At 73.8% G+C, this 26,483-nt stretch carries 23 protein-coding genes; 10 read left to right on the top strand and 13 right to left on the bottom strand.

Translation table 11 applies throughout. The annotated features are described in order from the left end of the window. Positions 1-41: 41 nt before the first annotated feature. A complete protein-coding gene (locus HCN51_RS00770) occupies positions 42-2,621 on the bottom strand; it encodes a hypothetical protein (RefSeq protein WP_168005625.1) in 2,580 nt (859 codons plus the stop codon). Beyond that, positions 2,618-3,949 (bottom strand): SWIM zinc finger family protein, encoded by a 1,332-nt coding sequence (locus tag HCN51_RS00765; protein WP_168005623.1) that lies wholly within the window; start codon positions 3,947-3,949, stop codon positions 2,618-2,620. Before HCN51_RS00765 ends, HCN51_RS00770 begins: the two co-directional genes overlap by 4 nt. An 85-nt stretch (positions 3,950-4,034) precedes the next feature. Here HCN51_RS00765 and HCN51_RS00760 point away from each other — a divergent pair, with 85 nt between their 5' ends. The 3 genes from HCN51_RS00760 to HCN51_RS00750 are packed head-to-tail and all read left to right on the top strand — an operon-like array spanning position 4,035 to position 8,207. After that, the gene (locus HCN51_RS00760; protein WP_168006367.1) at positions 4,035-5,087 is read left to right on the top strand and encodes a C39 family peptidase; all 1,053 of its coding nucleotides are present in this window, start codon (positions 4,035-4,037) and stop codon (positions 5,085-5,087) included. Positions 5,088-5,091: 4 nt separating this feature from the next. Beyond that, positions 5,092-6,948, top strand: a complete 1,857-nt coding sequence (locus tag HCN51_RS00755; RefSeq protein ID WP_240972292.1) for a S9 family peptidase — start codon at positions 5,092-5,094, stop codon at positions 6,946-6,948. After that, positions 6,945-8,207 (top strand): M20/M25/M40 family metallo-hydrolase, encoded by a 1,263-nt coding sequence (locus tag HCN51_RS00750; RefSeq protein WP_168005619.1) that lies wholly within the window; start codon positions 6,945-6,947, stop codon positions 8,205-8,207. Before HCN51_RS00755 ends, HCN51_RS00750 begins: the two co-directional genes overlap by 4 nt. Before the next feature lie 51 nt (positions 8,208-8,258). On the opposite strand, the gene HCN51_RS00745 is transcribed toward HCN51_RS00750, so the two are convergent. Further along, positions 8,259-9,812 (bottom strand): FAD-dependent monooxygenase, encoded by a 1,554-nt coding sequence (locus HCN51_RS00745; protein ID WP_168005617.1) that lies wholly within the window; start codon positions 9,810-9,812, stop codon positions 8,259-8,261. A gap of 95 nt (positions 9,813-9,907) precedes the next feature. Between HCN51_RS00745 and HCN51_RS00740 the strand changes: the two genes are divergently transcribed. Further along, a complete protein-coding gene (locus HCN51_RS00740) occupies positions 9,908-10,561 on the top strand; it encodes a TetR/AcrR family transcriptional regulator C-terminal domain-containing protein (protein ID WP_168005615.1) in 654 nt (217 codons plus the stop codon). A 63-nt stretch (positions 10,562-10,624) separates the two neighbouring features. Continuing rightward, on the top strand, positions 10,625-11,233 hold the full coding sequence (locus HCN51_RS00735; protein ID WP_168005613.1) for a TIGR03086 family metal-binding protein: 609 nt from the start codon (positions 10,625-10,627) through the stop codon (positions 11,231-11,233). A 58-nt stretch (positions 11,234-11,291) separates the two neighbouring features. On the opposite strand, the gene HCN51_RS00730 is transcribed toward HCN51_RS00735, so the two are convergent. From HCN51_RS00730 to HCN51_RS00720, 3 genes are all read right to left on the bottom strand, one after another. After that, entirely contained in the window at positions 11,292-12,035 is a 744-nt protein-coding gene (locus HCN51_RS00730) for a DUF427 domain-containing protein (protein WP_168005611.1), read from the bottom strand. A gap of 49 nt (positions 12,036-12,084) precedes the next feature. Further along, complete coding sequence (locus tag HCN51_RS00725) at positions 12,085-12,675, bottom strand: hypothetical protein (RefSeq protein WP_168005609.1); 591 nt, start codon at positions 12,673-12,675, stop codon at positions 12,085-12,087. 77 nt (positions 12,676-12,752) lie between these two features. Next, on the bottom strand, positions 12,753-14,399 hold the full coding sequence (locus HCN51_RS00720) for a YibE/F family protein (RefSeq protein WP_240972291.1): 1,647 nt from the start codon (positions 14,397-14,399) through the stop codon (positions 12,753-12,755). A 76-nt stretch (positions 14,400-14,475) separates the two neighbouring features. On the opposite strand from HCN51_RS00720, the gene HCN51_RS00715 reads away from it, so the two are divergent. After that, entirely contained in the window at positions 14,476-15,183 is a 708-nt protein-coding gene (locus HCN51_RS00715; RefSeq protein ID WP_168005607.1) for a DUF72 domain-containing protein, read from the top strand. Beyond that, positions 15,183-16,151: a magnesium transporter CorA family protein gene (locus tag HCN51_RS00710; RefSeq protein WP_346433479.1), complete on the top strand. Its 969-nt coding sequence runs from the start codon at positions 15,183-15,185 to the stop codon at positions 16,149-16,151. The genes HCN51_RS00715 and HCN51_RS00710 overlap by 1 nt, the downstream gene beginning before the upstream one ends. Here HCN51_RS00710 and HCN51_RS00705 read toward each other — a convergent pair. From HCN51_RS00705 to thrS, 4 genes are all read right to left on the bottom strand, one after another. Beyond that, positions 16,107-16,580: a DUF1850 domain-containing protein gene (locus tag HCN51_RS00705; protein ID WP_168005605.1), complete on the bottom strand. Its 474-nt coding sequence runs from the start codon at positions 16,578-16,580 to the stop codon at positions 16,107-16,109. The genes HCN51_RS00710 and HCN51_RS00705 overlap by 45 nt on opposite strands. A gap of 26 nt (positions 16,581-16,606) precedes the next feature. Then, positions 16,607-17,575 (bottom strand): TAXI family TRAP transporter solute-binding subunit, encoded by a 969-nt coding sequence (locus HCN51_RS00700; RefSeq protein ID WP_168005603.1) that lies wholly within the window; start codon positions 17,573-17,575, stop codon positions 16,607-16,609. A 5-nt stretch (positions 17,576-17,580) separates the two neighbouring features. After that, complete coding sequence (locus HCN51_RS00695; protein ID WP_206066379.1) at positions 17,581-19,560, bottom strand: TRAP transporter permease; 1,980 nt, start codon at positions 19,558-19,560, stop codon at positions 17,581-17,583. A gap of 90 nt (positions 19,561-19,650) precedes the next feature. After that, complete coding sequence (gene thrS / locus HCN51_RS00690; RefSeq protein WP_168005601.1) at positions 19,651-20,838, bottom strand: threonine--tRNA ligase; 1,188 nt, start codon at positions 20,836-20,838, stop codon at positions 19,651-19,653. A 198-nt stretch (positions 20,839-21,036) separates the two neighbouring features. Here thrS and HCN51_RS62035 point away from each other — a divergent pair, with 198 nt between their 5' ends. Then, positions 21,037-22,008, top strand: a complete 972-nt coding sequence (locus HCN51_RS62035) for a LuxR C-terminal-related transcriptional regulator (RefSeq protein WP_168005599.1) — start codon at positions 21,037-21,039, stop codon at positions 22,006-22,008. A 7-nt stretch (positions 22,009-22,015) separates the two neighbouring features. Here HCN51_RS62035 and HCN51_RS00680 read toward each other — a convergent pair whose 3' ends face one another. Then, a complete protein-coding gene (locus HCN51_RS00680; protein ID WP_080040865.1) occupies positions 22,016-22,330 on the bottom strand; it encodes a sensory rhodopsin transducer in 315 nt (104 codons plus the stop codon). Between the two features lie 301 nt (positions 22,331-22,631). Further along, the gene (locus HCN51_RS00675) at positions 22,632-23,318 is read right to left on the bottom strand and encodes an L-2-amino-thiazoline-4-carboxylic acid hydrolase (protein WP_168005598.1); all 687 of its coding nucleotides are present in this window, start codon (positions 23,316-23,318) and stop codon (positions 22,632-22,634) included. Positions 23,319-23,608: 290 nt separating this feature from the next. Between HCN51_RS00675 and HCN51_RS00670 the strand changes: the two genes are divergently transcribed. Together HCN51_RS00670 and HCN51_RS00665 are read left to right on the top strand one after the other, a co-directional pair. Beyond that, entirely contained in the window at positions 23,609-23,947 is a 339-nt protein-coding gene (locus HCN51_RS00670; protein ID WP_080040867.1) for a YciI family protein, read from the top strand. Positions 23,948-23,967: 20 nt separating this feature from the next. Next, a complete protein-coding gene (locus HCN51_RS00665; protein ID WP_168005596.1) occupies positions 23,968-25,242 on the top strand; it encodes an RNA polymerase sigma factor in 1,275 nt (424 codons plus the stop codon). Here the strand turns inward: HCN51_RS00665 and HCN51_RS62030 are convergent. After that, positions 25,222-26,412 (bottom strand): cytochrome P450, encoded by a 1,191-nt coding sequence (locus HCN51_RS62030; RefSeq protein WP_206066378.1) that lies wholly within the window; start codon positions 26,410-26,412, stop codon positions 25,222-25,224. The two genes, HCN51_RS00665 and HCN51_RS62030, sit on opposite strands and share 21 nt — an antisense overlap. Positions 26,413-26,483 lie beyond the last annotated feature (71 nt).

The following is a 26,483-nucleotide window of genomic DNA, read 5'->3' as shown; positions in this document are numbered from 1 at the left end:
TCTCGTCCCCACCCGGGGCCGGGTGGGGACGAGCCGTCACGTCACGTCAAATAGGTGTGCAGCCTGCGGGCCTGCCGGACGAAGGTGTTCGACGCCCGGCGGCGGGCGATCTCCGCGACGCACGCCACCGCCCCGCGCGCCTGCGCCCACCGCGCCGCCCGCAACGCGAACGTGAGGCTCTGCGCGTGCCGGGTGTGCGTCCGCTCCCCCGGGCCCGGCAGGAACACCGGCAGGAACCCCGCCATGATCCGCCACACCTCCCGCTGCGCCCCCAGCGCCGCCGCGCTCTCCAGCGTCTCGAACACCGGCCCCGGCTTGAGATCCGTCCTGCGCACCAGCAACGCGAGCTGCCGCCCCACCTGCTCGGCGTCCAGCTCCCCTCGGGCGGCCAGCTCCACGAGCGGCCTGGCCCGCTCCCCGGGATCGGCGCACCAGGCCCGGTCGGCCACGAAGTACGCCTGCACGAGCGCACCCGCCTCCCCCATCGGCCCGTCCGCCACCGCCAGCGCCCACGCCTGCCCCGGCTCGGCCCGGGCCCGCTGCCACCGCCCGGTCAGGTGCGGCACGAGATGCGCGGCCACCACCTCCCGATCGGACGGCATGAGGAACGGCCACCACCGCAGATACCCGTCGTGCTCCTTCAACCGGTGCCCGACCGGCCCACCCAGCAACCCGTCACCCGCCGGCTCACCGCCCGCAGCGGACAACGCAGGAGGCGGCACGGTGGCCGACGGCACGGTGGCCGGCGATGCGGTGGCCGGCGGCGCGTCCATCGGGAGTAGCCCCGGCGCTGGCGGCGTGCGGAGGCGGGCGGTCAGCTCGTAGAGCACCGCGCCCGTCCCGGCGTGCTCGCGGTCCTCGCGGTACACCTGCCGATCACCGCACCCCGGCGTCCCCGCCGGCGGGTAGTACCACCAGGCGATCTCCGCGACGGGCTCGGGCCGCTCGCCGCCCATCCAGCGCGCCGCCGCCCGGCCCGCCCGCGAGGTGAGCCGCCCGGCCCGCGCCACCACCTCGGGCGCGAGGCCGCGCGGCAGCCGCAGCAGCGCCTGCCGCAGGTCGGCGGGCAACGCCTCGACACCGGCCCGCTCGTACCCCTCCAGCCGCTCCACCAGCACCGCGCCGTCGAGATGGCCGGTCATCGAGGTGGGCTCGGCCAGCAGGTACGGCGGCAACGTCCCGCCCTCGACCGCCCCGCACACCTCGGCCCAGCGCCGCAGCAGAAACAGGTGCGGCCCCGGCACCTCCCCCACCTCGGGCAGCCGCGAGAGGTACGCCGCCGTCGCAGGCGCGGCCTCGCCGGTGTCTCCGGCGGGCGTGGTCAGCAGCCGGGCGATCTCCCAGGCCCAGTGCCAGACCGCGAGCCACCGCCCGTCCGGCGGGGTCACGCCCGGCATCAGCGCCGACAGCCGGGACGCGAGGCCGTCGCGATCGCTCGCGTGCAGCCGCACGACGCCGGCCAGCCACAGCTCGGCGGCCTCCCACCGGGCCCCGTCCGGCAACCCCTCCACCTCCCGCGCCGCCGTCACGGGCGCGGGGAACGGGGCCGCGGTGACCGGCGGAGGCAGCGGTACCGGCACGAACCCATCGGAATCGCGCGGATCCTCACCGACCTCCCCGAACGCCCCACCCGATACCGGGCCCAACACCGGGCCGAACGCCGAGGCCAGGGTCTCCCCCAGCTCCTGCGGCAGCACCGTCGCCGCCTCCCACACGGCCCGTGCCCCCGCCACCCCGAAACGCCTGGCGTGCTTGACGGCCACCCGCACCGCCCGCCCCTGCACGTCGGCGGACTCGCAGGCGAACGCGTACCCCAGCGCGGGGGCCAGCGTCTCCAGGTCGGCCCCGGGGTCGCGGGCCAGCTCGTCGAGCCAGGTGAGCCCGGCCGTCAGCAGCTTGCGCTCGCCCCTCGACAGCAGGGCCAGCACCGCCTCCGTCACCTCGCCCGGGTCGAGGTCGTCGAGCCGCCGCAGGTGCCGGAGCGCCGGCTCGGCCACGATGCCGGGCGCGGCGGGCAGCAGGCGCAGGTAGTCGCGGCGCCGCTTGCTCACGTCGTCGTACGTGGGATCGAGCAGCTCGTGCAGCCGTACGAAGAAGCGCAGGTCGGCGGGCTGCCCGCCACGCAGGAAGCGCCGCAGGAGCCCGTCGAGCAGCAGGTCGCGCCCGATGCGGCCCTCGCGCTGCAGCTCGGCGAGCGCGGCCAGCCAGCTCCTGGGGTCGGGCGGGTCGGCGCGTTCGTCGCGCAGCAGCCGTCCGACGCCTTCCGCCTCGAACAGCCGGGGCACGAGGTGGTCGAGCAGCGGGTCCGCGCGCAGCTCGGCCGCGGTGGGTGTGGCGGTGGCCCAGGCCAGGACGAGCGGGTCGTGGTGCGGCGGGACGGCGCCGCTGCGCCGCAGCATGGCCAGCACGAGCCCGGCCAAGGGGTCCCGGCCTCCGCGGCGGCCCGAGGCGGGGCGGAGTTCGAGCGCGGCGCGGGCGACGAGTTCGAGGTCCCCACGGTCGATCGCCTCCACCACCGACTCCCACGCGCTCACCAGCCCGGCCCCCGTCTCACCACCCCCGCCCAGCGGCCCGGCCGCCGCCCGCACGTCACCTCCGCTCGTCCCCGCGTCCGTCGTCACGGTGTGGCCTCCACCGCCAGGCGGGACGCGATCCTGGCCGACAGGACGTGCTTGCACGGGCCGCGGGAGCCCCGGTGGTCGAACCACCACGGGCAGGTGCACGTGCCCTCCATGAGGCCGACGCGGCGGATGCCGCCGTCGGTGGTGACCTCCGCCTGGCCGGCCGGCAGGAGGCGGACGGCGCCCGAGTCGGCGAGTTTCCTGGCGGCGGTCAGGCGCGGGTTGAGCGCGGCCACCTGGGCCCGGTCGTAGGGCAGCTCCCGGTGGAAGTGGCCGGCCTCGTGCAGGTCGTAGCCGACCCGGCCGGCGGTGCCGAGCTGGGTGAGCGCCGCGCGTACCCGCTGGAGGGGCAGCCCGGAGCGGTCGGCGAGCAGGCCGAGCTGGACGGCGGGTCCGAAGGTGAGCAGCATGCCGATGACGTCGGCGTCGGCGGCGGCCTCGGCGGCGGCCAGGTCGTCGAGGACCTGGCCCTCGCCGGAGAAGCCGCGCGCCGGCTGCGGCGAGACGGCCAGCGTGTAGCGCATGCCGGGCAGCTCCAGCTCCCACGCGCTCGCGGTGGCGGCGCCGTCGGCGGGCCCGTAGACGCGCAGCGCCTTGGCGAAGCGCAACAGCGGCAGGAGCGTGGCCACGCGGCCGGTGCCGGACAGGCACACGCCGCCCCGCCCGCCGGTGGCGGACAGCCGCAGGTCGCGGCCGGCGGGCACGGCCCAGACGGTGGAGCGGGCGCCCTTGGGCAGGGAGCGCAGGAAGCGGACGGCCTGGGGCGCGGCCAGCTCGGCCCGCAGGTCCCAGCCGGCGGCCATCACCTGCACCTCGGCGAAGCCGCGCAGCCACCGCGGCGGCAGCGGCACCTTCTTCTCGACGACGGCCCCGTCGAGCGTGGTGGCGGTCAGCTCGTCGGCCCCGACGCCGAGGTGGAGCGGGTCCGTGCCGCCGACCCTGGCCAGGGATTCGCGCAGCGGCCCGTTGACGTCGACGTTGGTGGTGCCGCGGTCGAGCACGTCGCCGTCGAGGGCGAGCACGTCGAGCCGGGCGTAGACGCCGCCGCAGGCGGAGAACGACTCGAACCTGAGCCGCTGCCCGTCGCACGTGACGACGGGGTCGCGGGTCGATCCGGGGCGCGGCTGGTGGTAGCGGGTGAGCGCCACGTCGGCCACGGCCAGGAGCCCGGCGGCGGCCGGGGCGGCGTGGATGAGCAGCCCGCTGAAGAACCTCGGGTGGGCGGCGGGGCCGGATAACGCCGTGCCACCGGAGGTCGAGAGGCCGAGCTTCCCGCCGGCCAGCACGGAGGGCCCGGTGTAGGTGTATGCCTGTACCGCTGATGTCATGCCCCGAACCCTAGGGATGATCACCGACACAATCCGGGGCCGGTACGTAAACCATCCGATGCGCGACATGGAGTGCGAAACCACAATGTGCCTGGTGCTCACCGTCGATCTGGCCCATGTCGCCTTCGCCCGTCTCACCGTGCCGGCGGGCGCCCGCGTGTGGACCGGCGAGGAGCTGCCGATCGGCTTCGCCGCGACCCAGCTCGTCCCGTCGTGGACGGCGCGCACCCCGCCGGGCGCGTGGATCGAGGTCGCGCTGCGGGCCAGGACCGCTTCGGGTGAGCCGACCAAGTGGTACGTCATGGGCCGCTGGTCGGAGCAGGGCGCGCCGCGTACCTCGGTGCCGGGCCAGGGCGACGAGCACGGGGACGTGGCGGTGGACACGTTCGTGGCCCGGCAGCCGGTGACGTCGTTCCAGGTGCGGGTGACCCACTATGGCGAGGGCTCGCGGGTGACCGGGCTGGGCGTGATGGCCTCGGCGCTGCCGCGCGTGCCGCCCGCGCCGAGCGCGCCGGGCCCCGGCGGCGCGGTGGAGCTGGCGGTGCCGCGGCGTTCGCAGCACGCGCACGCCGGGCATCATGTGCGCTACGACGGCGGCGGCGCCAACTGGTGCAGCCCCGCCTCGGTGGCCATGGTGCTGGCCTACTGGGGGCGCGGGCCCGCGCCGGACGAGCTGGCCTGGGTGGGCGACGGCGACCCGGCCCCCGACGTGGACCACGCGGCGGCCGGCACGTACGACGAGAGCTACCAGGGCACCGGCAACTGGCCGTTCGGCGTGGCGTACGCGGGGCGGTTCGGGTTGTCGGGGTTCGTGACGCGGCTGCGGTCGGCGGCGGAGCTGGAGCGGTTCGTACGGGCCGGCATCCCGGTGATCACCTCGCAGTCGTTCAAGGCGCACGAGCTACCCGGCTCCTGCTACTCCACGAACGGGCACATCCTGGTCGTCACCGGTGTCACGGCCGGGGGCGACATCGTGGTCAACGACCCGGCCGCGCCGTGCGACGCCGAGGTCCGGCGGGTGTATCCGCGGGCGGCGTTCGAGCACGTGTGGCTTCGGAGCTCCGGCAGCGGCGGCATCGCGTACGTGCTGCACCCCCCAGACGTTCCTCTTCCTCCTTGTACGAATGGCAATTGGTGAGTTGATGAGCATTCGACCGATCGACGTGGCCCATATCGACGGCGGCCCCCAGTGGGTGGAGGCGGTGGCCACGCCCTCCGGTGTCGAGGTCTGGTGGGACGAGCCGCGCCCGCACGAGGGCGGCCGGCGGTGCGTGGTGCGCCGCCTGCCCGACGGCTCCCGCGTCGACGCGCTCCCCGAGGGCTGGAACGCCCGCAACCGGCTCGTCGAGTACGGCGGCCGCTCCTGGCGCCCGCTGCCCGGGGGCGGCCTGGCGTTCACGAACTGGGCCGACCAGCGCCTCTACCGGCTGGACGGCGGCACCCCCGTGCCGCTGACCCCGGAGGGCGCGTCCCGGTACGGCGACCTGTACCTGCCGCCGGGCCGCGACGAGGTGTGGGCGGTCAGGGAGATCGCGGACGTGCGGGACCTGGTGGCGGTGCCGCTGGACGGCGGCCCCGTGCGGGTCGTGGCCGAGGCCCAGCACTTCCTGATGAACCCCCGCCTCTCCCCCGACGGCCGGTGGGTGGCCTGGATCGGCTGGGACCACCCGAACATGCCGTGGGACGGCACCGAGCTGTGCGTGGCGCCGCTGTCCGGCGACGGCACCGCCGGGCCGTACGAGGTGGTGGCGGGCGGGCCGCGCGAGTCGGTCTGCCAGGCGGAGTGGCGCGACGACACGAGCCTGTACGCGGTGACGGACCCGACCGGCTGGTGGAACGTGCACCTCGTCCCCCTGGACGGCTCCCCGGGCCGCAACCTCACCCCGATGGAGCTGGAGTTCGGCATGGCGGCCTGGAAGCCGGGCCTGACCTGCCTGGCCGTGGCCGAGGACGGCCGCCTGGCCGTCGTCTACGGCACCGCCGACCACCGGCGCCTCGGCGTGCTCGATCCGGGCAGCGGCGACCTGCGGGAACTCGGCGGCCAGGCCACGCACTGGGCCTCGACGGTCTCGGTCGCGGGCGGCAAGGTCGCGGCGGTGGGGGCGACGCCGTACACGCCGCTGGAGGTCACGCTCGTCGGCCTGGACGACGGCGCGCACGAGGTGGCGTCGCCGCGCAAGGCCCTGCCGGACCGCGCCCTGCTGCCCGATCCGGAGACCGTGACGATCGAGGGCGTGCACGCGCACCTGTACCCGCCGTCCGGGGTGCGGGGCCCCGGACCGTACGTGATCTTCGCGCACGGCGGCCCGACCGGGCACATGCCGGTCATGCTCGACCTGGAGATCGCCTACTTCACCAGCAGGGGCATCGGCGTGGCCGTGGTCAACTACGGCGGCTCCACCGGCTACGGCCGCGCCTACCGGGAGCGGCTGCGCCACCAGTGGGGCGTCGTGGACGTACAAGACTGCGCCAAGGTGGCGCGTGGCCTAGTCGAGCTGGGCCTGGCCGACGCCGCCAAGCTCGCCGTCAGGGGCGGCAGCGCGGGCGGCTGGACGACGGTGGCGGCGCTCGTGCACAGCGACGTGTTCGCGGGCGGGGTGGCGCACTACGCGATCACCGACCCGGAGAGCTGGGCCGCCGAGACGCACGACTTCGAGTCGCGCTACCTCGACGGGCTGATCGGCCCCCTGCCGGAGACGCGGCAGCGCTACACCGACCGTTCCCCGCTGCTGAACGCCTTCCGCGCCTCCGGCCCCTGCCTGATGCTGCACGGCCTGGAGGACGCCATCGTGGACGTGTCGCAGGCCCGCCGCTTCACCGCCGAACTGGACAGGCACGGCAAAGAGTGGGCCCTGCTGACCTTCCCCGGCGAGCAGCACGGCTGGCGCAGGGAGGAGACTGTCGTCGCGGTGCTGGAGGCCGAGCTGGCCTTCTACGGGCTGATCTTCGGCATGGACACGCCGGAGGTGCCGCCGCTGACTCTTAAGGGGAGAGCGTGAAGAGCGTTGCCGAGATCTGCTCGGACCTGATCAGGTTCGACACCACGAACCCGGGCTCCGGCGAGCGTCCGGCCGCCGAGTACGTCGCCACGCTGCTGGCCGACGCCGGCCTGGAGCCGGAGGTGTTCGAGTCGGCGCCCCGGCGCACCACCGTCGTGGCCAGGATGGCGGGCGACTCCCCCGACGCGCTCCTCGTGCACGGCCACCTCGACGTCGTGCCCGCCGACCCGGCCGAGTGGCGGATGCACCCGTTCTCCGGCGAGATCGAGGACGGCTGCGTCTACGGGCGCGGCGCCGTCGACATGAAGGGCTCGTGCGCGATGACGCTCGCCACCGTGCTCGGCATGCGGGCGCGCGGCGAGCGGCCGAAGCGGGACCTCGTGCTGGCGTTCCTGGCCGACGAGGAGGCCACCGGCGACTACGGCTCCCGGCACGCCGTCAGCGCGCACCGGGAGCTGTTCGACGGGGTCAGCGAGGCCATCAGCGAGTCCGGCGGGTTCAGCGTCGCCTCCGAGGGGCACCGCGTGTACCCGATCGCGGTCGGCGAGCGCGGCACCGCCTGGATGAAGCTGACCGCGCACGGCGTCGCCGCGCACGGCTCCCGGCCGGCCGTGGACAACCCGGTCGCCACGCTCGTGCACGCCCTGTCGCGGGTGGCGTCGTACGAGTGGCCGGTGCGGCTGACGCCGTCGGTCGCGGCGCTCCTCCAGGAGCTGTCGGAGATCACCGGCGCGCCGATCGACCTCGACCGGCTGGACGCCGAGGCGGCCCGGCTCGGCGCGCTCGGCAGCCTGTTCAAGGGACAGATCCGCAACTCCGCCAACTCCACCATGCTGGAGGCCGGCTACAAGGTGAACGTCGTGCCCTCGACGGCCTCGGCCCACGTGGACGGGCGCTACCTGCCGGGGCTCCAGGAGGAGTTCCTGGCCACCGTCGACGAGCTGCTCGGGCCGAAGGTCACCCGCGAGTTCGTGAACCTGGAGGAGGCGCCCGACGCGCCCTACCCGTCGGCGTTCTTCGACGAGCTGGCCGGGGCGCTGGTGGCCGAGGACGCGCACGCCCGGCCGGTGCCGTACGTGATGGCCGGGGGCACGGACGCCAAGTCGTTCGCCCGGATCGGCATCAAGGGGTACGGGTTCGCGCCGCTGATGCTGCGGCCCGATCTGGACTACTTCGGGATGTTCCACGGGAAGGACGAGCGGGTGCCGGTGGAGGGCCTGGAGTTCGGCACCCGCGTCCTCACCCGCCTGTTCACCTGACCCCGCACCGGCCTCACGCGGCCCTGCCTGAGCTCCGCCCGCCGCAGGGCCTCACGCGGCTGCGGCGGCGGGCGGGCCGAACCACGTGGTGAGCGCGTCGCGCGCCCCGTCGGGCTCGCCGGCCCAGGCGACGTACCCGTCCGGACGGACCAGCAGCGCGCTCGCCCCGCCGAGGTCGGCACCGGCCTCGGCGCGGGCGAACCGGACGCGGTCGCCGTGCCCGGCCAGGACGGCTTCGAGGCCGCCCGGCCGCGCGCCCGGGCCGGTGGCCTCCACGCCCGGTACGGAGCCGCCGATGAGGAGGCCGTGGCCGTCGCGCAGCAGCTCGGCGACCCCGGCCGGGCCGGTCAGCGGCAGGCCGGCGGGGACGAAGCGGCCGGTCAGGGGCACGGCCGCGCCGGGCGCGTAGTCGATCGCGGTGCCGTCCATCATGCCCGCGAAGTGCTGCCACGCCTCCGGCAGCCCGATCACCTCGCCCAGCACCTCCCGCAGCGCGTCCACCTGCGCTCCAGGGCGCATGAGCGCGACCTGCGCCCGCGCGTTCCGCAGGACCCTGGCCGCCACCGGGTGTCGCTCGGCGGTGTAGCGGTCGAGCAGGCTCTGGGGCGCCGCTCCCCGCGCCACCAGCCCCAGCCGCCAGCCGAGGTTGAACGCGTCCTGGAGCCCGAGGTTGAGGCCCTGGCCGCCGATGGGCGAGTGCACGTGCGCCGCGTCCCCGGCCAGCAGCACCCGCCCCTTCCGGTACGACTCCGCGTGCCGGGCGTTGTCGCTGTACCGGATGCCGGTCACGAGCCGCCGCACCACCACGTCCTTGCCGGTCACCCGCTGCAGGCTGTCCTGCAGCTCGGCGGCGGTGACGGGCGTGTCCCTGTCGCCGGGCCCGCCGTCGAACTCGATGGTCGCGATCTCCCCCGGCACCAGCGACAGGTTGACCAGCCCGCCGGGCCCGCGCAGTGACGAGGTCACCATGGAGGGGTCGGCCAGCTCGGCGACCGCCGTCCGGCCCGTCATCGTGGGCGGCGTGCCGTCGAAGGCGAACCCGGCGCGCTTGCGCACCACGCTCCGCCCGCCGTCGCAGCCCGCCAGGTACGCGCCGCGCACGGCGCGCCCGTCGTCGAGCACGGCGGTGACGGAGGAGCCGTCCTGGACGACGTCGGTGACCGCGCACCCTTGCCGGATCCGCACCCCCATGGCGGTGGCCCGCTCGGCGAGCAGCTCCTCCAGCCGGTCCTGGCGGAGCATCACGTACTGGGCGTTCCCTTCGGGGTCGAGGATCGGCAGCCCGGCGAAGTGTCCTCTGACCTGCCCCTTGCGCAGGATCTCCAGCATCAGCGCGACCACGTCCCCGGCCTCGCCGGGGTCCTGGCGTTCGGCGGACAGGTTGTCGAGCATCTCCCACTGGGCCCGTTCGACCGGCTCGACGAGCCCGCGCAGGGCCAGCGACTGCATCGTGCGGGCGTTCAGCGAGCGCAGCCCGAGGCTGCGCGTCCGGCGCCGCTCGCCGTCGGCGGCCTCCAGCACCAGCGGGTCGGCTCCGGCGAGCTTGAGCTCGCAAGCCAGCAGCAGGCCGACCGGCCCGCCGCCGACAATGATCACGTCTTCCATCGATCTCCCCTACTTACAGCGTAAGCGTACGCCGCAAGTAGAACACGTACACCGTAAGCTTTGTCAACCGGCACCCGAGGGAGAGGAAGGCGCACATGGCTCGACGCGAGCCGCTGAACAGGGAGAAGGTCCTCGACGCGGCCCTGGCGCTGGCCGACGAGGAGGGCCTGGACGGCTTGTCGATGCGCCGCCTGGCCAAGGCGCTCGGCGTGGAGGCGATGTCGCTCTACAACCACGTCGCGAACAAGGCCGACCTCCTCGACGGCATCGCCGAGCGCGTGTTCGCCCAGGTGGAGCCGCCCGATCCGGAGCTGCCATGGCAGGAGCAGGTCAGGTCGGCGGCGCTGAGCATGTACCGGGCCTTCCGCCGCCATCCGGTGGTGCCGATGGCGCTGGTGACCGACCGCTCCAACCCGACCTCCGTGCGCGCGCTGTCGCCGCTGGACGCCCTGGTGGGGGCGCTGTACGCGGGCGGGTTCGACGACCAGGGCGCGTGGCGGGCGCTGGGGGCGGTGAACTCGCTGGTGTTCGGGTCGCTGCTGCTGTCCACGGGCGGGTTCGCGGCGGACGTACGGGAGCACGCGGGCGCGACGAACGTCGGCGCGTACGTCACCCAGATGAACCCGGCCGCGCTGCCGCACTTCAGCCGGCTGCTGCGCTGGACGCAGGGCGGCGGCGTGGACCCGGAGGCCGACTTCCGGCAGGCGCTCGACGCGCTCATCAAGGGGCTGGAAAACCAGACGCCCTAACTATGGAACAAAGCATTCCGTTCTGATAGAGTGGTCTCACCGACAGCGGAAAGGGACACACTCATGAGCGACAGCATCAACACCAGCGGCTGGGACGTTCTCGACGCCTCGCACGAGGCGCTGCGCCAGGCCGTGCGCGGCGTGCCCGCCGGCGGCTGGAGCCTGCCCACGCCGTGCGCCGGGTGGAGCGTCGCGCATGTCCTGCAGCACGCGGCGGGCGACCAGATCGGCTTCGCCTCCGCGCTCACCGGCGAGCCCGGCCCCGACTTCAACCCGTTCGACCCGTCCGGCACCATCGACGGCGACCCCACCGCCCTGATGGAGGACGCGCTGGCCCGCTCGGCCAGGGCGTGGGCGGGCGTCGACCGGCAGGCCGCCGAGGTGCCGACCCCGGTGCCGCCGCACAAGATGACCCCCGAGTCCGGCGCGGCGGCCTGCGCGCTCGACGCCGGCGTGCACGCTTGGGACATCGCCATGGCCACCGGCGGGCCGTCGCCCCTCACCCCCGAGCTGGCCCGGCCCCTGCTCAAGGTGGCCAGGGAGATCGTCGAGCCGCTGCGCGCCTGGGGCGCCTACGCCGCCGAGCTGGAGGCCCGGCCCGGCGACGACGACGTGGCCACGCTGCTGCGCTACCTCGGCCGCGACCCCCACTGGACGCCGGCGACCGCCTGACCCCGCCGGCCGCCTGACCCGCGCCGGGCTCAGGCGGCCTCCCGGCCTCCGGGCCGGCTCAGGCGAACTTGGTCTTCGGCCGCTCCTGCAGCTCGCCGTCCACGTACACGTCGAGCTTCTCGTCGTAGAACGCGATCAGCCCCGCGATCTTCTCGCTCTCGGGCAGCGGCGTCCGGTACGACCACGCCAGGTCCTTCTTGCCGTTGACCGCCCAGTACTCCGCCGTGCCCTTGTAGGGGCAGTGCGTGGCGGTGTCGGTGTGCTCCAGCAGGTCGAGGCGCACGTCGGTCTTCGGCAGGTAGTAGCGGGCGGGCAGGCCCGTCTCGAAGAGGATGCGCGGGCTGCGGGAGTCGGCCACGGTCACGCCGTCCACCTCGATCCGCACGTGCCGCGAGCTCGCCAGGATGTCCACCCTCGTGTACGGGTCGCGCGGGTGGAAGAACACCTCCTCGTCCTCCTCGAACCAGGCGTCCATGGCGTCCCACTCGAAGCGGACGTATCCTCGGATCTGCTCCAGCGGCGACTCGGGGTAGGCCAGCGCCGCGTCGGGGGCCTCGGCGGTGCCCGACGTGACGGTGTAGACGACCGCGTCGCCCCTGCTCGGGGAGTGCTTGGTGGCTCCGGTGGCCTTCAGCGCGGACTCGTCCACGTCGTCCGGCGGGAAGTAGTAGGTGGGGTAGTACGGGACTTCCCACACCAGCAGGGCGTCGGTGGTGTCGGCCACCACCCTGCCGCCCAGGTAGGTCCGCACGCGCTTGGCCGTGCGCTCGACGCGCACCCGGCCGCGGTTCGTGGCATCCATGTTGGCGCCAACCCCGCCGGCGACGCCGCTATTCCGCCGGTGGGTGTCGTCAGGCGCCCAGCCCGAACGCGCTGAGCGTCGCCCACGTCGTCAGCGTGCCGACCGCCGCCCCGGCCAGCACCTGCGGCCCCGTGTGGTGCGACAGCCGTACCCGCGCCCAGCACACCAGCGCCACGACGGCGGCCCCGGCGAGTGCGGTCGGCCACGCGGGCAGGACGTGGGCCAGCACCACGACCGTCCCGGCCGAGACCGCGGCGTGGAAGGAGATCTTCCAGCGCAACGTGATCGGGACGGTCACGCCCAGCGCGACCAGCATCGCCGTCACGGTCGCGACCAGCAGCGTGGGCGCGCCCATCAGCACCAGCAGCGCCAGCGCCACCAGCACGGCCGCGACCGCCGCGAGCAGCGGGCCGGTGCGGCGGGCGCGGTCCACGATGTGGTGCGAGTCGAGCCTGCCCGAGCGCACGCCGACCGCGATCACCGCCGCCGGCACCCCGCCGCAGAACGCCGACGCCACCAGCCCCCACGCCGCCCCGCCCCAGCCCTGGGCCAGCAGGCCGACGAGCGGGGGCATGACGATCACCAGCACCTGGGGTGCCAGCACGTTCGTCACCCGTTTCGCCAGGAGGTCGGCCGTCATGTCAGGAAAGATTACGCGATCATGGCACCCGCTCTCGCCCGCGGGTCCCGGGTCCGGCGCGGCCGTTCAGGATGAGGTCAGCGGCCCGACCGGCGACGGTGGCGCGCCGGTCGGTCGGGACCCGGCCCCGCGCCGGACACAGGTCCCGGGCCGGGCACAGGCCCCGGGCCGGGCACAGGTCTCGAGGTGGGACCAGGCGACGGGGCGGGCGCGGGCCCGGAGGCGGGGCCGGGCCATGGGGCGTGGCTGGGCGATGAGGCGGGGCCGGGCCATGGGGCCGGGGCGGGCCCAGCGCCGGTCGGCCCGCGGCCGTCACCGTGCCGCCCTGCGGCGGGCGCCGGCTCGGGGCGGGCACGCGCGTCGGGGCGAGGCTGCGGCGTGAAGAAGCCGTCGTAGTCGTCCTCGTCCCGATCGTGCCTGCGGGTGAAGAAGTCCTCGTATTCGGAGTCGCGCCCCGAGCGCCCGGATCGCCCGGCATGCCCACCGTGCGCGGCATGCCCGCCGTGCGCGGAGTGCCCGGAGTGCCCAACGTGCCCGGCGTGGTCGGGGTCGGGTGCGGGATCACCGGCGAGCCGGCGGGAGGCCGTCAGGGCGGCCAGGGCGGTCGTGATGGGGACGGCGGCGATGAGCCCCAGCGTGCCGACGATGCTGCGGACGATCTCCTGCGCGATGACCGGCGTCGACATCACCTCGCCCAGCGGCTGCTCCCCGATGCTGAACAGCAGCAGCAACGGCAGCGACGCCCCCGCGTACGCCAGGATGATCGTGTTGATGACCGACGCGATGTGCGCGCGCCCGATCCGCATGGCCGAGCGGTAGAGGCGGCCGAAGCCGTAGGACGGGTTGGCGTGGGCGAGCTCGGCGACCGTGACGGCCTGGGTGACGGTGACGTCGTCGAGCACGCCGAGGGCGCCGATGATGATGCTGGCCAGCAGCAGCCCCTGGGTGTCGAGGGACAGGCTCATGTCGAGGGCGAGCGCGCTGTCGTCGGTGATGCCGTTGAGCCGGGCGAACCCCAGGGCGGCGTACGACAGCACGCCCGTCAGCGCCAGGCTGGCCAGCGTGCCGAGCACGGCCACGGACGTGGACAGGGAGAACCCGTGCGTGAGGTAGAGCACCGCCAGCATGATCGCCGCGGCGCCGACGATGGCGACCAGCATGGGCGGCCGCCCGTCGAGGATGCCGGGGATGACGAACGTCAGCAGCAGCACGAACGTGACGGCCAGCCCCACCAGCGCCGTCACCCCGCGCCACCGCCCGAAGGCGATGACGGCGAGCGCGAACGCCGCCCCGAACAGCCACAGCGGCGTCGACCGGTCGTGGTCGGAGATCTGGTAGGTGCCGTCGGCGCCGCGCAGCAGGATGACGTCGTCGGCGGCGGCGAAGTGCTGCGCCCCGGGCCCGCTGGGCAGGCGGAGCTCGACGTCGTGGCCGGCGTCGGGCCCGTCACCCACCTTGACGACGGCGTTACCGCAGGTAGCGGGGTCGGGGCGGGGCGAGCCTTCGAGGGCGGCCGGGCAGGTCTTGAGCGTGACGCTGACGACGGTGCCGGTCAGCCGCTGCACGCCGGACTGCGCGGGCGCGGCCGCCTTCCCGCCGTCCGGCCACAGCCACACGAGGGCGGCCAGGGTGACGACGGCGAGCGGCACCAGGACGGCCAGACCGGCCACCACCGTGCGGCGCGAGCTGGGAACGGCGGTACCGTGCGCGTGGTTGGCGCCCATCGCGTGACAAGTCCTCCTCGGCTGACGAACTAGGACAGTTGTACTGCACGCGGCTGTGCAGGGTAGGCCAGATGCCATGACGCGGCTGGTGGGCACCTCGGGGTGGCAGTACAAGGACTGGCGTGGCGTCCTGTATCCGGAGGGCGTGCCGATGCGGTTGTGGCTGGAGACGTACGCGGCCGAGTTCGCCACCGTCGAGAGCAACAACGCCTTCTACCGCCTGCCGAGCCTGGAGTCGTTCGCGGCCTGGCGCGACCGGACGCCGCCGGGTTTCGTGATGGCGGTGAAGGCCAGCAGGTTCCTGACCCACATCAGGCGGCTGGAGGAGCCGGAGGAGCCGGTCGCGCGCCTGATGGGCGCCGCCGCCGGGCTGAAGGAGAAGCTGGGGCCGATCCTGCTGCAGCTCCCGCCGACGCTCAAGGCGGACCCCGCCCGGCTCGACCGGTGCCTGGGCTGCTTCCCGCCGGAGGTGCGGGTGGCGGTGGAGCCGCGCCACGACTCGTGGTGGACCGAGGAGGTGCGGCAGCTCCTGGTGGCGCGCGGGGCCGCGTTGTGCTGGGCCGACCGGCTGGGCCGGCCGGTGACCCCGCTGTGGCGTACGGCAGATTGGGGGTACGTGCGCCTGCACCAGGGCCGCTCCGGCTGGTCGTACGGCGAGGCCGCGCTGCGCACCTGGGCGGCCCGGGTGGCGGAGGCGGGCTGGCAGGACGCCTACGTCTACTTCAACAACGATCCGGGAGGGGCGGCCGTGCGCAATGCCCGACGATTTGCCAGACTCGGCTAGTGCATACGCGTCTGTACCGGAACGGCGTCCTCGTGAAGGAGGGCTTCCCCGTCGAGGAGGTCTCCGACCACGTGGCGGACCCGGAGAACGTGGTCTGGTTCGACCTGTGCGCCCCGTCGCCGGAGCAGCTCGCCGTCATCAGCGAGGAGCTGGGGCTGCACGAGCTGGCGATCGAGGACGTGCTCAGCGACCACGAGCGCCCCAAGGTGGACGTCTACGACCATCACCTGTTCGTCACGGTGTACGGGCTGTGCCTCGAAGGGGGCCGGATCCATCCCGTCGAGGTGGACGTCTTCGTCACCAAGAACGCCCTGGTCACGGTGCGCGAGAGCGACCGGTTCGACCTGGGCGGGGTGCTCCGGCGCTGGGACTCCGCCTCCCGCATGGCCTGCCACGGCGTGACGTTCCTGCTGCACGGCCTGCTGGACCACGTCGTGGACCAGCACTTCGACCTGGTGCAGGAGCTCGACGGGCAGGTGGAGGCGATGGAGGAGTCGCTGTTCGCGCAGAGCGTCCGCGACGGCAGGGCGTTGCAGCAGGCGATGTACCTGCTGCGCAAGGACACGACGAAGCTGCGCCGGGTCACCTTCCCGATGCGGGAGGTGATCGGCACGCTGCTGCGCCGCGACGAGGACCTGGTGGCCGATCCGGCGATGAAGCCGTACTACGAGGACGTCTACGACCACGTCCTGCGGGTCACGGAGTGGGTGGAGTCGATCCGCGACATGCTCGCCAACGTGCGCGAGACCCGCCTGTCCCAGCAGGGGTTCCGGCTGAACGAGATCATGAAGCGGGTCACGAGCTGGGCCGCGATCATCGCGGTGCCGACGGCGATCACCGGCTTCTACGGCCAGAACGTGCCCTATCCGGGGTCGGGGACCCCGCTGGGGTTCTGGACGTCCACGGTGCTGGTGGCGCTGGCGTCAGCGGGGCTGTACGGGGTGTTCAAGAAGAAGGACTGGCTGTAGGGGCGCGAAGACGGCGGGGCACGGCAGGCCGGGGGCGGGCTGGGCGAGCGCGAGCGCCAGCCGCACCTCGCGGGCGCCCCGCTCCGGGTAGAGCGGCAGGCAGCGCCCGCCCGAGACGAGCGTCCTGCGCCCGATCGGGGTGGTGAGCAGCGTCAGCTCCTCGTACGTGGCGGGCTCGGCCGGCCGCAGCACGTACGCGCCGCCGGGCAGGCGGGCCCGCTCGCCCTCCAGCGCGTAGTAGTCCAGCACGCCCCCGCTGAGCGACACGACGGCACGCATGGTGAACCGGGTGCCCTCCACGGTGAACACCTCGGCGGCGGGCGCGCGGTAGACCGAATGCACGTACGCGATCGAGAACGTGCCCGCCACCACGGGCAGGCCGTTCACGGTCAGGCGCCCGGCGCCGCCGCCGGTGCCGAGCGCCGCCACCGCCGCGAGCGCCAGGAGCAGGCGGATCAGCCCTTCTCCTTGTAGTAGCGGGCCGCGCCCGGGTGCAGCTCGACCGGGGCGACCTGCTGCCCGAGTGCCGGGTCGAGCTTGCGCGCCTCCGGGTGCACCATCGCCAGCTCGGCCTTCTTCTCGAACAGGGTCTTGGTGATGTCATGGGCGAGCTGCTCGTTCATGGAGGAGGGGACGAGCAGCACGTTCGCGATGCCGATGGTCCTGATCGTGCCGGACAGCTTGTAGGTGTCGGCCAGGTCCACGTCGAGCAGGGCGTACTGGGGCCCGTACATCTGCTGCATCTTCGCCAGCACGTCGCCGGTGTCGAGGATCTTCATCCTGCTCTTGCTGGTGGCCAGGTCGGTGATGCCGGCCGTGGGCAGGCCGCCGACCCAGAAGAACGCGTCGATCGTGTCGTCCTTGACCGCCTGCACCGATTCGTTGATGGACAGCTGCTGCTTGCTGATGTCGGTGTCGGGGTCGAGGCCGGCCGCCTGCAGCATGCGCCTGGCGACGACCTGGGTGCCGGAGTTGGCGGGGCCGAGCGAGACGGTCTTGCCCTTGAGGTCGGCGAGCTTGGTGGCCTGGACGCCGGGGGCGACGACGACGTGCGCGTAGTTGTCGTAGATGCGGGCGATGGCCTTGACGGGCTGCTTGGCGGTGAAGGTGTCCTTGCCGTTGACGGCGTCGGCGGCGGTGTCGGCCTGGGAGAAGCCGATCTGGGCCTTGCCCGAGGCCAGCAGCTTGATGTTCTCGACGGAGGCCGAGGTGGCCGAGGCGATGGCGCGGGTCTTGGGGATGCCGGCCGACAGCTGCTGGGCCAGGCCGCCGCCGTAGACGTAGTAGACGCCGCTCGTGCCGCCGGTGGCGATCACGATGCGGTTGCCCGAGCCGCCGCCCGCGCCCTGCCCGCCGCAGCCCGCGACGGCCAGGACGGCGGCGGCGGCGATCGTGAACATGCGCTTCACTTCCGGCGTGAACATGCGCTTCACTTCGGGTCCCTTCTGCTTCTGAACAGGTGCAGGGCGACGGCCACGGCCAGCACGGCCAGGCCGGTGACGATCGGGACGGGCTCCAGGAACAGCAGCAGCACCGCGGCCACCGCCGCGAGCAGCCGCTCGGGCCAGCGGGCCAGCCCGCCGGTGGCCATGGCCAGGGCGGCCACCGCGACGGCCGAGACCGCGGTCATCAGCAGCACGGTGCCGAGCGGCCCCTGCGCGAGCAGGGCCTGCCCGTTGGGCGTCAGCACGAAGGCGAACGGCACGAGGAAGGCCGGCAACGTGTAACGCCAGGTCATCATCATGGTCCGGTACGTGTTGCCGCCGGTGATCGCGGCGGCGGCCACCGCGGACAGCGCCGTGGGCGGGCTCACCTCCGACAGGACCGCGTAGTAGAAGACGAACATGTACGCCTCGGGCCGGGTGACGCCGAGGTCGAACAGCGCCGGCCCGATGATCACGGCGGCGATGATGAAGCTGGCCGTCACCGGCACGGCCAGGCCCAGCAGCAGCACCGCGACGGCCGCCATGGCGGTGGTGATGACGAGGTTGCCGGCGCCGAGGTCCACGATGATGTCGGCGAGGTTCTGGCCGAGGCCGGTCAGCGTGATCGTGCCCACGATGATGCCGGCCGCCGCGCAGACCGCGGTGACGGGCAGCACCTCCAGCGCGCCCCTGGCCAGCGCCTGCCCGACCCGCTTGGGCCCCATGCGGTGCCGCGGGTCGAGGAACGACAGCAGGAACGCGATCACCGTGGCGATCACCACGGACTGGAACGCCGAGCGGTCGAGCGCCATCAGCACGACGATGAGGAGGAGCGAGCTGAAGTGGTAGCCGAAGCGCAGCAGCAGCCGGCCGACGCCGGGCGTGTCCACCCGCACGGCCTGGGTGCCGAAGTGGCGCGAGTCGATCTCGATGGCCAGGAAGATGCCGAGGTAGTACAGCAGCGTGGGGATGGTCGCGTACAGCAGCACCTGGAGGTAGCCGACCCCGAGGTACTCGGCGATGATGAACGCCGCCGCGCCCAGGGTGGGCGGCGACAGGATGGCGCCGATGCCGCCGGCGGCGAGGATGCCGCCCGCGGCCTCCTTCGGGTAGCCGGCCCGCCGCAGCACCGGCCAGGCCACGCTGCCGAGGCTGACCGTGGTGGCCACGCCGGAGCCCGACACGGTGCCGAGCAGGAAGCCGGCCGTGGTGACGGTGCGGCCGGGGGCGGCGCGGGAGCGGCGGAAGGCGGCGAAGCTGAGGTCGATGAAGAACTTGCTGGCGCCGGAGTAGTCGAGCACGGCGCCGTAAATGGTGAACAGGATGATGTAGCTGGCGGCCACCTGCATGGGCACGCCGAAGAAACCCTCGGTGCCGGTGTAAAGCTGCGAGACGATTTGTCCGATATCGAACCCGGAATGGCCGATGGTCCAGTCAATGGGCAAATATGAGCCGTAGTACGTATAAAGCAGGAAAAGGAGGCAAATGATGGCGAATGACCAGCCGACCGTCCGCCGTACCGCCTCCAGCAGCAGCACCGTCAGCACGACGCCCGACACCACGTCCACGTCCGTCAGCGCCGCGCCCGAGCCCCGGTCGCGGAAGGCGTCGATGTCCAGCAGCGGGTAGACGAGCACGGTCAGCGCCATCGCCGCCAGCACCCAGTCCATCGGGCTCGGCCACTCCGCCCGCCGCTCACCGTCCTGCGGCGGGGGTGGCGGCCCGGGGCGCCGCAGGAGGCGCCGCGCGAACGGCGCCAGCCCCGAGCGGTAACAGAGGAACACCAGCGGCAGCGCCACCGCCAGGAACGTCATGCGGTGCTGGATCGTCTCGACCGGCCGGAAGACCACCACCAGCGAGTACGCGGAAAGCAGCCCGCCCATGACCCAGACGCCGAGTTTGAGCGGCCCGCCCAGTCGCCGCGCCGGACGTTCCTGCTCGTGAGCGGAGACCAGCTCTGACTCGCGATCGCTCAGCTCGGTCAAGTGCGTCCTCCCCCGACACGGCGTTGCAGGGACTTTACGAGCCGTTTACGCGATCAGGGAAGCCTCTGTTATGCATTTGATTTCCGCTTTTCAGGCGAACGGCCGCGATCGTGCGGCCAGTTCCTCGATCGGCACCTCCCCCGCCTGGCTGCCGTCGCGCAGCCGCACCGCCGCCCGCCCGGCCGCTCCCCCGCCGGCCGCCTCGCGCGGCCCCACCACGAGCTGGTACGGCACCAGCCGGTGCGCCCTGATCCTGGCCCCGAGGCTGCCCCGGTCGGGGGGCGCCAGCTCGGCCCGCAGCCCGGCGGCCACGCAGCGGCGCAGCACCCGCTCGGCGGCGGGCAGCTCGGCGTCCGACAGCGGCAGCACCACGGCCTGCACGGGCGCCATCCACGCGGGGAACGCGCCCCCGTGCACCTCGATGAGGTGGGCGACCAGCCGCTCCAGGCCGCCGACCACGCTGCGGTGCACCATCACGGGCCGCTCGCCGCCGACGTAGCGCAGGTCGAAGCGCTCGGGCTGGAAGTAGTCGACCTGGACGGTGGACAGGGTGGACTCGCGGCCCGCCGGGTCGGCGATCTGGATGTCGATCTTCGGGCCGTAGAAGGCGCCCTCGCCGCGTTCCTCGTCGTAGGGGCGGCCCCGCTCCTTGAGCACGTCGCGCAGCACCGACTCGGAGCGCGCCCACATGCCGGGGTCGTCCACGAACTTCGCGCCCTCGCCGCGCAGTGACAGCCGGTAGCGGGCGGCCCGGATGCCGAGCCGCTCGTGGGCGGTCTCGATCAGGTCGAGCGCGGCCGACACCTCGGCGGCGGCCTGCCCGGGCGCGCAGAACACGTGCCCGTCGTTGAGCTGGATGGCGCGCACCCTGGTCAGCCCGCCGAGCACGCCCGACAGCTCGGAGCGGTACATGCCGCCCAGCTCGGCGACGCGCAGCGGCAGGTCGCGGTGGCTGCGCTGCCGGGAGCGGTAGATGATCGCGTGGTGCGGGCACAGGCTGGGCCGCAGCACGAACTCCTCCCCGCCCACCCGCATCGGCGGGAACATGTCCTCGGCGTAGTGCGACCAGTGCCCCGACCGCTCGTACAGCTCGCGTTTGCCCAGCACCGGCGAGTTGACGTGCTGGTAGCCGTTGCGGCGCTCCAGCTCGTGCACGTAGTCCTCAATGGCCTTGCGTACGGCCGCCCCGGCGGGCAGCCAGTAGGGCAGGCCGGAGCCGATGAGCGGATCGGTGTCGAAGATGCCCAGCTCGCGGCCGAGCCTGCGGTGGTCGTTCATGATCAACCTCTCTCAGGGAAAGGGCGAACGACCAGGCTCCCGGGCGTCCGCCCGGGAAGCATGCGATCAGCGCGCCGGGACGGTGTCCGGCGTCGTCGTGACGAGAGCACGCTGCATGAGAACGACCCTAGCACCCCCGCCGTGGCGGCCACCGGGTAAATTTCCGGGCTGGAAAACGGCAAGTGATATAAAAGCAGCGTGGCCGAGATCACCGTGGACGTACGCCATCTCCAGGCGTTCGCCGAGGTCGGCTACCAGGTGGCGGGCGGTGGCGGCGCCGAGGGCGCGATGGCGGCGCTGCGCCGCGTGGTGCCGCTCGACGCCTACGAGTTCGTCGCCTACGACCCCGCGACGGGCCGGCACCAGAGTGTCGTCTCCGACGGCCATCCGCGCATCGACCACGACGCGGCCGAGGAGTACGCCGGGCTGGAGGCGTACCGTCGGGCCATCGCCACCCGCGCGCCCGTCGCCATGCCCGAGCCGGGCACCGAGCGCTACTTCCGCCGGCACCTGGCCCCCTACGGCTGGCGGGCCGGGCTGACGGCGCCGCTGTTCCTGCGCGAGGGCCGCTACACGGGGCTGCTGCACCTGGCGGCCAGGCAGGCGTTCCCCCGGCGCACCGGGGCGCTGGTGGCGGCCGTCAGCCCGATGCTGGCGCACGTCACCGACCTGAGCAGATGCGTCATCGATCCGGTGGGGCTGCCGGCGGGCTTCCGCGCGGTCGCCTACGACCGGCTCGGCACCCGCCGCGAGGTGCCCGGGCACGAGGTCTCGGCCGCGCTGTGGGACGACCCGGCGATGGCCGCGTACGCGCGGGCGTTCATCGACTCGCGGGAGCTGAGCCGGCACGGGCTCTGGCTCGGCGCCGGCGGGCGCTGGCACGAGGTGCGGCTGCTGCGGGCCGGCGTGGGATTCCAGGGGTCGCTGCAAGGAGCGGTGGCCGCCGAGCGGCGCTGCCACCTGCCCTACGACCTGACGGGGCGGGAGGTGGACGTCCTGACCCGGGTGGCGGCCGGCGACTCCAACCCGCAGATCGCGGCGGCGCTGGTGCTCAGCGTGCGCACCATCACCACCCATCTGGAGCACATCTTCGCCAAGCTGGGCTGCGACAGCCGCACCCGCCTCACCACCAAGGCCCTCGCCGAGGGCCTGTGCCGCCTCGACCTGTGACAGGCGGTCAGGCGGCGGGGCGCCGGGGCTCCGGTACGCGCTGCGCGGCCCGGACGAGCACCGGGGCGTCCGACACCACCACGACCGAGTAGCGCCGCTCTGGGGCGGGCAGGCCGGGCCCCGCCAGGTCGGCCAGCACGTGCGAGCGCGTCCGCTGCGACGGGACGACGAGCCGGAACGGCCCCTGCGGCCGGCCGCCCTCGGCGCAGAACGTCACCTCCACGTGGGCGTCGCCCGGCCCGGTGTTGTACAGGTCGAGCCGGTCGCCGGGCAGGCACCCATCGGTGATCGCCATCTTCCCGTACCGCACCATCGTGCCCATCCGTGACTCCCGTCCGTCGTACCGGCGTTCCGCTACCCAGGCAGGGCGCGATCTATCCGACCGCGCCCCTCCGGTCAGGACTCACCACCAGTCCCAGCCGCCGCCCCATGGGCCGCCCCACCAGCGCCTGCGGTGGCGGCAGCGGCGGCGCCGCCAGCGGCGTCCCCGGCAACCTCCTCCTTCACGGAATCCGGTCATGATTCCTCCCCCGACTGTCGACTCCCCCTCCTTTCGACGGTACGCCGCTAAAGGCGACAATCGACGACATATACCCCTATTTCGCCCAGCGTTGGGCGTGATTTCAGCCGGCTTCTCCCGCGCCGGTGCGCGTGAAGTGGAACGGGCAGTGGGTGCCGCCCAGGCCGATCGTGGTGGGCCGGTCGAAGCGGAAGCCGTCCCGGTCGGGGGCGATCGCCTCGATCCAGTTGCCGTCGAACGCGCACAGGGCCGGGGTCAGCTCCGGAGCTCCGTTCGCCACGAGCACGTCGTGGTAGAAGCAGCGCCGCACCTCCAGCAGGTAACGCCGGTCGTCGTCGGCCGTGCGGCGGAAGACGAACCCCTTGCCGAAGGCGTGCTCCTCGCGGGACTTGGAGACGGCCACCATGGCCGCGAACGGGTCGGGCGCCGCGTCCAGCATCGCCCGCGTGCCCTCCCGGACGGCGGCGCCGAGCGGCTCGATCAACGCGGCGCGTACCGCGTCGAAGGCCGCCTCCCGCCCCAGCCGGGGCAGCAGCGCCTCGTACGCCGCCACCAGGGCGAGGGTGATGCGCAGGTTGTGGCGGGCGGGCTCGTCGACGATCAGGTGCGCGTTCGCGCTCTCCAGCTCCGCGTGCCGGCCGCGCATGACGGCGAGCAGGCCGGCCGGGAGGTGGTGCGCGCGCAGCGTCGCCGCGACGTGCTCGAAGAAGCCGTCGATGAGCGCCGCCGTCTCACGCCCGGGATCGGGGACGTAGTCGCCGCCGGTGAGTCCGAACTGGTCGGTGGACATGGGTAACGTCCTTTCGGGGACAGGCTCGGCCCCGAACACGGCTCGGCCTCACGCGGAGCATGCCGACCGTGCTCGCCACCGAGCGAGCACGCCGACGCGCTCCACCGACCGACCAGGCGTCAACGAACTTCATGGATACTGACCCGTCGATCATGCCACGCGCGAGCACCTGCCCGCGCCCGCGACGGGGCGAAAAAGTTTTTTCGCGGGTCGTGTCCTTCCGGGCCGGTCCCGTTCGTAGACAGGGCGACGCGGCACTCCGGCCGCGTCCGGACGACAAGGGAGACACCATGAAGTACATGCTGCTGATCAACAGCCTCGGCATCGACGGCGAGGCCGGGGAGACCTCGTTCGAGGAGTGGGTGGCCTACGACAAGAGCGTCAGGGACGCGGGCGTCTTCGTCGCCGGCGAGTCGCTCGCCGACCTCACCACCGCCACCACCGTCCGCGTGAGCGCCACCGGCGAGCGGACCGTCACCGACGGGCCGTTCGCCGAGACGCGGGAGATCCTCGGCGGGTTCTACGTCATCGACGTGCCCGACCTCGACGCCGCCCTCGACTGGGCGGCCCGCTGCCCGGGGGCGCGCGCCGGCAACGTCGTGGTCCGGCCGGTCGCCCAGTTCGACTGACCAGGAAAGGGGACGGGGTGATGACGGCCGGTGTGGGGCCTTCCATCGAGGCGGTCTTCCGCGAGGAGCGGGGGCGGCTGCTCGCCGCCCTGGTGAGCCGCTTCGGCGACCTCGACCTGGCCGAGGAGGTCGCCTCCGAGGCCATCGAGGCGGCGCTGGTGCACTGGCCGGCCGGCGGCGTGCCGCCGAACCCGGGCGGCTGGCTGATGACCACCGCCCGCCGCAAGGCCGTCGACCGGCTGCGCCGCGACCGCGCGTACGCGGCGCGCCTGGCCATCCTCCAGGTGGAGGCCGAGCGGGCCGGCCCCGCCGGGCCCGCCGACCACGGCGACGGCGGCGGGGAGCTGCCCGACGAGCGGCTGCAGCTCTTCTTCACCTGCGCCCACCCCGCCCTGCCCGCCGAGGACCGGGTGGCGCTGACGCTGCGCTGCCTGGCCGGGCTCACCACGCAGGAGGTCGCGCGCGCCTTCCTCCTGCCGCCCGCCACGATGGCCAAGCGCATCGTGCGGGCCAAGAAGAAGATCCGCGAGGCCCGCATCCCGTTCCGCGTGCCGGGCGCGGACGAGCTGCCCGGCCGGCTGCCCGGCGTGCTCCAGGTGATCTACTCGATCTTCACCGAGGGGTACGCCGCCAGCACCGGCCCCGACCTGCAGAGGCTCGACCTGGCGGAGGAGGCCGTCCGGCTGGCCCGCATCCTGCGCCGCCTGCTGCCCCGCGAGCGGGAGGTGGCCGGGCTGCTCGGCCTGATGCTGCTCGTCCACGCCCGCCACGCGGCCAGGGTCGGCGCGGACGGCGAGCTGGTCCTGCTCGGCGACCAGGACCGCGGCCGGTGGGACCGCGCGATGATCGAGGAGGGGCAGGCCCTCGTGGTCGCCGCGCTCAGGGGCGGCCCGCCCGGCCTGTACGGCGTGCAGGCCGCCATCGCCGCCCTGCACGACGAGGCCGCGGACGTCGCCACCACCGACTGGCCGCAGATCGTCGCCCTCTACGACGTGCTGCTCGCGCTCGCCCCCTCCCCCGTGATCGCGCTCAACCGGGCCGTGGCGGTGGCGATGCGCGACGGCCCCGAGGCCGGGCTGGCGCTGCTGGACGAGCTGGCGCGGGAGCCGCGGCTGCACGGCTACCAGCCGTACGCGACGGCGCGGGCCGACCTGCTGCACCGGCTGGGCCGGCACCGCGCCGCCGCCGACGCCTACCGCCAGGCCATCGACTGGGCGGGCACGGAGCCGGAACGCGCCCACCTGCGCCGCCGGCTGGAGGAGTGCGAGACATGCCTACGAGAGGCTGACGACTAGCCCCCTGATCTCGTAGCCGCCGATGTCGTTGTTGAACGTCACCCTGGGCGCCGCCGCCATCCTGACGCCCTCCATGGCGAGCAGCCGGGTCAGGAAGACGTCGGTCTCGAGGATCGCGATCGCGGACCCGGGGCACTTGTGCGGGCCGTCGCCGAACGCCAGCGCCGCCGCCCCCGTGCCGTCGCCGACCGCCCGGCCGGGCCGCACCGCCAGCGGCTCGTCGCCCACGGCGGCGGGGTCGGTGTTGGCCGCGTCGACCAGCACCTCCACCACCGCGCCCGCCGGCACCGTGACGGGGCCGCCGTCGCCGGGCAGCTCGATCGCGGCCGTGGTGCGCCGCCGCAGCCGCGCCACGACCGGCTCCAGCCGCACGATCTCGTGCAGGACGGCCAGCCGCTCCGGCTCGTCGGCGGCCCGGTAGCGGGCCATCAGCGCGTCGTCGGTGAACAGGTGCCAGGCCGCCACGCAGATGAACTCGCGCGTGGTGACCATCCCCGCCGCCGCGAACGTCAGGCACTCGCCGAGGATCTCCGCCGCCGAGCACCCGTCGTCCAGCAGGTGGGTGATGAGGTCGTCGCGCGGCTCGCGGCGGTGGTCGCGGATCGCGGGGCGCACGTCGGCCAGGTAGAAGCGCAGCCAGTTGGCGTTCTGGCGGAACAGCCAGTAGAGGCCGTGCAGGCTGGTAAGCCCCGGCCTGCCGTACTTCTCGGGGAAGAAGCGCTCCAGCCGCTCGCGGATGCCCGGCCTGCTGGAGGTCAGCCCGATGATCGCGGAGGCCACCTCGATCGCCATCCCGAAGCTCAGCTCCGACAGCGGCGCCCGGCCCGCCGCCCGCAGCTTGCCGAGCTGCCGGCCGGCGACGTCCGCCATCAGCCCGCGGTAGCGCTCGTCCACGCGGCGGGGCGTGAAGAAGCGGGCCGTCTGCCGCCGGTCCTCCCGGTGCTCGGGCCCGTCGCGGTACAGGACCGGCCGCCGGAGCCTGGCCGGCAGCTTCTCCACCGTCTCGATGCCCAGACCGGCCTGCACGGTGGCCTCGCTGCGCAGCACGGCGCGGGCCGCCGCGTGGCCGCTCACCTGCCAGGTGCCGTCGCCGGCCCGGTGGATGGGGCAGGCCGGCCGCTGGGTGCCGGGCCGCTCGATCTTGCGAGCGTCACCGTCGTCCTGAGTCACGCCGCCGCGTCTCCCGTCCGTGCTCGCCCGTTTCGACCATGATCCTGCTCAGCCGGCGGCGGATCAAGACG

Source organism: Nonomuraea composti, from assembly GCF_012034275.1.
In the GTDB taxonomy this organism is placed as follows: Bacteria; Actinomycetota; Actinomycetes; order Streptosporangiales; family Streptosporangiaceae; genus Nonomuraea; species Nonomuraea composti.
This window is presented reverse-complemented; position numbering and strand designations above follow the sequence as displayed.